This is a genomic window from Mycobacterium sp. (assembly GCF_052143115.1).
GTDB lineage: Bacteria > Actinomycetota > Actinomycetes > Mycobacteriales > Mycobacteriaceae > Mycobacterium.
Map to the genome: position 1 here is coordinate 1 of NZ_JBKQTQ010000234.1, position 7,050 is coordinate 7,050.

A 7,050-nucleotide genomic window follows, 5' to 3' on the forward strand; every position below is an offset into this window, starting at 1 on the left:
TGGGTACCTTCGAGACGGCTAGCGCGGTGGCGTCGGTGCGCGCGCGGGTCACCGCGGGGTCGCTGCGCAAGATCGACACCGCGTTGGAACTGATGGAACGTCACGTCGACATCGCGGATCTGCTTGCTCAGCTTGCCATCCCGATCCCGACCGTGACCACACCGCAGATGTTCACCTACCGGCTGCGTGCGCAGGCTCGAGCGGATCGCAGGCACATCGTGCTTCCTGAAGGCGGCGACGATCGCATCCTCAAGTCGGCCGGGCGGGTGCTGCAGCGCGGGATTGCGGATCTGACCATCCTCGGCGACGAGCTTCAGATCCGCTTGCGCGCAGCCGAACTCGGTGTCGACCTGGATGACGCGGCGGTGATCGACCCACGCACCACCGAGTTATCCGACCAGTTCGCCGAACAGTACGCGGAGTTGCGCAAGAACAAGGGTGTCACCGTCGAGCAGGCGCGTGAGATCATCTACGACGTCTCGTATTTCGGCACCATGCTGGTGTACAACGGCGTCGTCGACGGCATGGTGTCCGGTGCCGCGCACACGACAGCGCACACAGTTCGACCGGCGTTTGAAATCATCAGAACTGTTCCGGGCGTCTCCACGGTGTCCAGCGTTTTCCTGATGTGTCTACCCGATCGGGTGCTGGCCTACGGTGACTGCGCTATCGTCCCGAACCCGACACCGGAACAGCTTGCCGATATCGCGATCTGCTCGGCGCGCACCGCGGCACAGTTCGGCATCGAGCCGCGGGTGGCCATGCTGTCTTACTCCACCGGCGAATCCGGCACTGGAGCCGATGTCGACAACGTCAGGGCCGCAACGGAGTTGGTGCGCACGCGGGATCCGCAGCTGCCGGTCGAGGGTCCCATCCAGTACGACGCCGCGGTCGAGCCATCGGTCGCGGCCACCAAGATGCGTGATTCGCCGGTCGCCGGCCGGGCCACCGTGCTGATCTTCCCCGACCTCAATTCCGGCAACAATGCCTATAAGGCGGTGCAGCGCAGCGCCGGTGCAATCGCGATCGGTCCGGTGCTGCAAGGTCTGAACAAGCCGGTGAACGACCTGTCCCGCGGCGCACTCGTCGAAGACATCGTCAACACCGTCGCCATTACTGCCATTCAGGCCCAGGGTGCCGATGACTCCTGACCGCACGGTGCTGGTAATCAACTCGGGCTCTTCTTCTTTGAAATACCAACTGATCCAGCCGGGTTCGGGTCGGTCGCTGGCGGACGGCATCGTCGAGCAGATCGGCGAGCCGTCTTCGCCGGTCGCCGACCATGACGCGGCGCTGCAGTTGGCGTTCGACCAGTTGTCCAAGGCGGGTATCGATTTGCAGACTTGCGGCTTGGCGGCTGTTGGACACCGGGTAGTGCACGGCGGGACAACGTTCTACCAGCCGACCGTGATCGATGACGCGGTCATCGGCGAACTCAAGCAGTTGTCGGTGCTGGCTCCGCTGCACAATCCGGCCGCCGTGCAAGGTATCGAGGTGGCCCGCAAGCTGCTGCCGGATGTGCCGCATGTCGCGGTGTTCGACACGGCGTTCTTCCATGACCTGCCTGCAGCGGCGGCGACCTACGCCATCGATCGTGACATGGCGCAGAAGTGGCAGATCCGCCGATACGGATTTCACGGCACGTCGCACCAGTACGTCAGCGAACAGGCCGCGGCGTTCCTGGGCAGGCCACCCGAGGACCTGAATCAGATTGTGCTGCATCTGGGTAACGGCGCCTCGGCGTCGGCGATCGCGGGCGGGCGGCCCGTCGACACGTCGATGGGGTTGACCCCGTTGGAAGGTCTGGTGATGGGCACCCGCAGCGGTGACATCGACGCCGGTGTCATCGGCTACCTGTGCCGCGCCGCGCAGATGAGCGTGGACGAGGTCGAATCGATGCTCAACCAGCAGTCCGGGATGCTGGGCCTGGCCGGCGAGCAGGACTTTCGCCGACTGCACAAGATGATCCAATCCGGCGACAGTGCAGCGCAATTGGCCTACAACGTGTTCATCCACCGTCTGCGCAAGTACGTCGGCGCTTACCTGGCAGTGTTGGGCCGCACCGACGTGGTGAGTTTCACCGCGGGCGTCGGCGAGAACGTCGCGTCGGTGCGCCGCGACGCGCTGAGCGGGCTGGTAGCGCTGGGCATCGAGATCGACGAGCAGCGAAACGCGCGGTCCGCCAAGGATGCCCGGCGGATTTCGGCCGACACCTCGCCGATCGCCGTGCTGGTGATCCCGACCAACGAAGAGCTGGCCATCGCCCGCGACTGCCTACGCGCGATCAGCTGATCCGGCCCCAGGGCGGCGCCGACGGTTCCTCCCGCCCGCCGGCGCCGCGGCCTCGCTCAGGGCACCAAGCCGGCGAGTAGTTCGGAGGCGAGGCCCGTGAGGTTGACTGTGAGATCGCCGCCGGTAATCGCCACCGGCAGGCCCAGGTCAGTCACCACACTGCTCAACAGGGATGTCACGTCGAGCGTTGGGTCGGTGCCCAACAGGCTCGGGAGATCCGACGACACCGGTGCGATGCTGCCGAACACCGCCAACAGGTCCTGGGCCAGGTCCACGTCGTAGGTGGGCAAAGCACCCCCGGTCACTTCGGGGATGGTCAGGTCGAGGTTCAGGGTGCTGGGGAAAATCGACTCGAGCGTGCTGAGCGGGATGCTGATGTCAAGTTGAGGATTGCGCTGCATGAAGGGGCCCTTTACGCATAATTTTCATAGTGTCCCGAACTAAGGCGTTCGAGGTACGGCTGAGACAAAGCTGAGGGATGTCTGATTTGGATCTGAGAAATTTCACCTCAGCATGTTGCACGTCCCGTTTGGCCCTTGGCAACGCGCAAGAGCAAACTCACAGCGAGACGTCTAGTAATTACCTTTGTACCAACGACGGGTGGAAAACTGGAGCAATGACCCCAAGTCGAGCGCGCGGTCGGCCGCGCAGCGAGGAACTCCGCGACGCCGTCCTGGCCGCCGCCATGGAACTGATGCGGGAGGACGACCTGCGCAGGGCGTCGGTCGACCGGATCTCCGCACGCAGCGGGGTAAGCAAGGCGACCATCTACAAATGGTGGCCGAACAGAACCGCGGTGGCCATCGACGCGTTCCTGCACCAAATGATGGCCGAGGCGCCCGTGCCCGACACCGGATCGGCGGCCGAAGACTTCCGCCTGACGTTGCGCGGCATGATGGGCTTCTACACCAGCCCACTGGGCGCGATCTACGCCCAACTCGTCGGCGAGTCGCAGTTCTACCCCACCGAACGCGAGCGGATACGAACACACCAGATCAACGTGCGCCGAGCAGCCGTGAGGACGATCTGGGACCGCGGAGTCGCCCGCGGTGAACTCGATCCGAACCTCGACCCCGAGGTGGCGCTGGATCTCATCTTCGGGGCGGCGATGTACCGCATGGCGACCGGGCACGGAGGATTGACGCCGGCCGACGCCGACGCCATCGTGGCCACCGCCATGCGCGCACTGGCCAGCTGATCGGTTGGAGCGGGGCCGACCCCCGAGCGCTGGCCGGATTTTTCGGCGAGGGCTCAGAGGAAGCCGAGGCTGCGCCGGCCGGTCCCGACCGACGGCGTGGGGTCGGTCTGAAGCGTCTGCGACAGCAGCTCGTAGTAGACGTCCCGGAAGTCGGTGGTGGGTTTGAGATCGCCGTTGTCGAGGTCGGTAAGGCTGGGTTCGTCGCCGTAGAAGCCGCCCTTGACCGGCGCTCCGGCGACGAACACCGGGCCGGCAGTGCCGTGATCGGTGCCCTGTGAGGCGTTGGCCTTCACTCGTCGCCCGAACTCCGAGTACGCCAGCAGGACGACGTTCTTGCCGTATCGGTCACCGGCCATCTGCTGTAGGAACGGAGTGACGGCCTCGTCGAGGGTCTGCAGCTGGCGCTGCTGGGTCCCGCGTTCGTCGGCATGCGTGTCGAATCCGCCCAGCTGGACTGCGTAAACCCGGGTGGGTACCGCCGCTTTGACCGCCTCAGCCACCATGCTCAGCTGGCCGGCCAGTGAGTTGTGTTTCCCGCCCTTCTCGCCGGATGGCTTGATCTGGCCGAAGGTCGTGTCGGTGGTGCGGGTGGCGCGATAGGCGTCGCACACCGCCGCCATGGCCGGCGTGTCATTGGGGTCGTCGGCACCAAGCGCGTCCATCGTCGCGGCGAACTTGTCCGCCGACTCCGGCTTTCCCGACGGGGAAAGCGCTGCTGCCGTGCACTTTTCACCAACTGCGAGGGGCGGCAGGACCGAGCCGATATTGACCGCTCGCAGCGGGTCGCTACCGGTGGCATCGAGCCAGCGACCAATCCAACCGGTCGAGACGGGTTCGGCCGGCGACGCGGTCTGCCAGATGTCCATCGACCGGAAGTGGCTGTGGTCGGGCTGCGGATAGCTCGCGCCGCGGACAATCGCCAGCTTCCGGTTATTCCATTGCTGAGCCAGACCTTTGAGCGCCGGATTCAACCCGAGCTGGTCATCCAAGGTGAGCACATCGCCTGGGGCGTAAGCCAATTCGGGTCGGGCGTCGTGATAAGCGTTGTCGGCGTACGGGATCACGGTGTTGATGCCGTCGTTGCCGCCGTAGAGCGTGACGATCACCAGCACGCCGCTGCCCTCGGCAAGGGGTCGCTCCCTGGCTTCCTTCATCAGGTCGGGCCAGCTGACGGCGCAGGCGCCCGACAACAGACCGGCCGCGCCGAGGCCGGCGCTGGCGATCAAAAACTTGCGGCGACTCAAATCAGGCATCGGCATACTCGCTAAGACGTCAGGTATTCGGGCGTATTGACGGCTGCGGCGACCAGCTGGACCGGCGTGCGCACCAACGGCTGCAGGGCCGCGACGGTCCGGTCCGACCACGCTCCGACCCCGATCAGATAGCCGACGGCGTCGATCCGGTCGCCCGCGCCGGTGTCTTCGACAGTCGACAGGTCACCGTTACGCGCCATTTGGCTTGCGGCGCGTATCCGCACGTCGGCGCTGGCGGTCGACATCCAGACCCGGCCGTGCGGCCAGCCGCCGACGTCTGGCGGGTAAAACGGGCGCTGCCCCAGCGATTTGAGCGCGGCGTCGGCCATCTTCAGCCGTGCCGGAGTGTCGACGGGGACGCGCAGGGTGCGGATCACGCCGACCAGCCACTCGACCGGCGTGTTGACGATGGCCGCCCGGCTACCGACGAATTCGTCGTCGGTGAGGATTGCCCGCGTCAACGCCCCAAGGTTGCGGCCGGGGCCGTAGGCGCTGACCAGGCGATCGAGCGCTTGCGGCGACGGCGGGGTGTTAGACGCCAGTTGCTGCCATAGTCGGCCCGCGACGTATTGCGCCGATTTCGGTTGGGCCAGCACGAGGCCGCAGAATCCCTCCGCGTCGAAATTCCGGGTGACCCCGAATATCGTTTTGGCCGTGTGGTCGTGGCGTTTGGGCACCATTGTCGGCTCACCGCCGGGTCGAATGACCCACCCGGTCAGTGCGCGCGCCCCCTCCCGCACATCGTCTTCGGTGTAGCCGTCCCCATGTCCGAGCGTGAACAGCTCCATGAACTCGCGGGCGAGGTTTTCGTTGGGCGCTTTGGCGGTGTTGGTCTGACCGTCCAGCCAGCGCAGCATCGCGGCGTCGGTCAACATGGCATACGCCAGTTTGTGGAAATCGCCCAGCGACAGACTGCGCAGTTTCTGGTTCTGCGCCGCCATGTTCGCCGCGACCCTCACCTTCTCGGCAGAGGTCGCAAAGTGGTTGTGCCACAACAACGTCAGTTTTTCGTGAATGGGCTGCTGCACCGCTATCATGCGGCGCAACCACCATTGGGACAGCTCGGTCATCTGCCCGAAGATTTGTTGGTTGAACTCCTTGCGGTCTGCTACGGGTGCCCCTTTTCCGGGTCCGCGCAGGGTGGGCAGCGTCGGCATCGGTGTCGCCACGGCGCCCGGGTCCGCGTCGGGATCGGCAGCCAGGGCGGCGTCGACGTACCTCGACCAATCTTGACCGGCCACCGCGTCGACCTGTCGGCCGGTCACACCGAACCCGGCCCGGCGCAGGACGCGAGCGGTAGTGATCCACCCATCCGACTGGCCGGCCATGTGGGGAAGTGTGCCCGACTTCTCTTGCGATTTGCTTGCGGCCCTGCTTACAAGTTGATTTCGCTTGGCTAAGGGTTTGCTGAAACTTCTGGCGCCGTCAGCCGAGTCAAAAAGTGCTGGTAGGTCGCACCCGGTTGGCCATGTCGACCAGCGTGTAGCGGTGCGCCTGGGTGGGCGCTGCCCGGGCCAGCCCGCGCAGCGACGCCTCGACGCCGAGCCGCAGGCCGTGTTCGGTGAACGGAAAGCCGAGAATGTGGTTGGTGCTGGCCTCGTGGTCTCCTAGCCAGTCCAACGCGCTGCCCAGTACCAGTGCGCGAATCTGCAGCACTCGCGGCTCGGTCGGCGGCAGCGCCTCCACCCGCCGGGCGGCGTCGCGGATCTGCTCTTCGGTGATCTCGGTCGCCGACCGGCCAGACAGCAACGTCACCGCGCTGGTCAGCCGTGCGGTGGTGAAATGCCGTGAGGTGGCGGGCACTTCGTCGAGAGTGCGTACCGCTCCGGCGCGATCCCCTTCGACCGACTGCGCCCTGGCCAGCCCGAAAGCCGCCGAGATCACCCCGTCGTCGGTTTTCCACACCTCCTCGTAGTACATGTGTTCGTCTGAGCTACCGGCCAATTCGGCGGTTGCGGCCAGCGCCATCTTGGGCGCCAACTCGCCGGGGAAGGTGTCCAGCACTTCGCTGAAGTGCTTGCTGGCCGACTCGTAGTCGCCGGTGAGCAGTTCGGAGACCGCGCGGTACCAGACCAGCCGCCATCGCCAGCCGACCCGCTCGGCCAGGTCGTCGAGTTTGCGGGTGGCCTTGGCCACGTCGCCGAGGTCCAGTAGCGCCCGCACCTCCATCAGCGGCAACTCAACCGACTCCGACAAGTCGATGTCCTCGGAATCCATTGCGCCATGGCGGAATGCGCGCAACGAGTCCAGCGTCTGCACCGGTTGGGACAGCACCGTCGCTCTGAGCAGCGGCGCGGCGACATCGGC

At 65.7% G+C, this 7,050-nt stretch carries 7 protein-coding genes; 3 read left to right on the forward strand and 4 right to left on the reverse strand.

Annotation, left to right across the window (positions count from 1 at the left end; translation table 11 throughout):
* Together pta and ACLQI9_RS23185 are read left to right on the forward strand one after the other, a co-directional pair.
* A partial coding sequence (gene pta, locus ACLQI9_RS23180; protein ID WP_442392253.1) for a phosphate acetyltransferase occupies nucleotides 1–1,151 on the forward strand: 1,151 nt, incomplete at its 5' end.
* The gene (locus ACLQI9_RS23185) at nucleotides 1,141–2,292 is read left to right on the forward strand and encodes an acetate kinase (protein WP_442384254.1); all 1,152 of its coding nucleotides are present in this window, start codon (nucleotides 1,141–1,143) and stop codon (nucleotides 2,290–2,292) included. The genes pta and ACLQI9_RS23185, both read left to right, overlap by 11 nt.
* A 56-nt stretch (nucleotides 2,293–2,348) precedes the next feature.
* On the opposite strand, the gene ACLQI9_RS23190 is transcribed toward ACLQI9_RS23185, so the two are convergent.
* Nucleotides 2,349–2,693, reverse strand: coding sequence for a hypothetical protein (locus ACLQI9_RS23190; RefSeq protein ID WP_442384256.1), 345 nt, complete (start codon nucleotides 2,691–2,693; stop codon nucleotides 2,349–2,351).
* 215 nt (nucleotides 2,694–2,908) lie between these two features.
* Here ACLQI9_RS23190 and ACLQI9_RS23195 point away from each other — a divergent pair, with 215 nt between their 5' ends.
* Nucleotides 2,909–3,490 (forward strand): TetR/AcrR family transcriptional regulator, encoded by a 582-nt coding sequence (locus ACLQI9_RS23195; protein WP_442384258.1) that lies wholly within the window; start codon nucleotides 2,909–2,911, stop codon nucleotides 3,488–3,490.
* A gap of 53 nt (nucleotides 3,491–3,543) precedes the next feature.
* On the opposite strand, the gene ACLQI9_RS23200 is transcribed toward ACLQI9_RS23195, so the two are convergent.
* From ACLQI9_RS23200 to ACLQI9_RS23210, 3 genes are all read right to left on the reverse strand, one after another.
* Nucleotides 3,544–4,743 (reverse strand): DUF1501 domain-containing protein, encoded by a 1,200-nt coding sequence (locus tag ACLQI9_RS23200; protein ID WP_442384260.1) that lies wholly within the window; start codon nucleotides 4,741–4,743, stop codon nucleotides 3,544–3,546.
* An 11-nt stretch (nucleotides 4,744–4,754) separates the two neighbouring features.
* Nucleotides 4,755–6,071 carry a DUF1800 domain-containing protein gene (locus ACLQI9_RS23205; RefSeq protein ID WP_442392254.1) on the reverse strand — a complete coding sequence of 439 codons (1,317 nt, stop codon included), beginning with the start codon at nucleotides 6,069–6,071 and terminating at the stop codon, nucleotides 4,755–4,757.
* 106 nt (nucleotides 6,072–6,177) lie between these two features.
* The coding region (locus ACLQI9_RS23210; protein ID WP_442392255.1) for a tetratricopeptide repeat protein at nucleotides 6,178–7,050 on the reverse strand (873 nt) is incomplete at its 5' end.

What these genes read in the sequence shown, in the direction of transcription:
- ACLQI9_RS23185 (WP_442384254.1), top strand. Translation starts at nt 1,141, where the DNA reads ATGACTCCTGACCGCACGGTGCTGGTAATCAACTCGGGCTCTTCTTCT.
- ACLQI9_RS23190 (WP_442384256.1), bottom strand. Translation starts at nt 2,693, where the DNA reads ATGCAGCGCAATCCTCAACTTGACATCAGCATCCCGCTCAGCACGCTC.
- ACLQI9_RS23195 (WP_442384258.1), top strand. Translation starts at nt 2,909, where the DNA reads ATGACCCCAAGTCGAGCGCGCGGTCGGCCGCGCAGCGAGGAACTCCGC.
- ACLQI9_RS23200 (WP_442384260.1), bottom strand. Translation starts at nt 4,743, where the DNA reads ATGCCTGATTTGAGTCGCCGCAAGTTTTTGATCGCCAGCGCCGGCCTC.
- ACLQI9_RS23205 (WP_442392254.1), bottom strand. Translation starts at nt 6,071, where the DNA reads ATGGCCGGCCAGTCGGATGGGTGGATCACTACCGCTCGCGTCCTGCGC.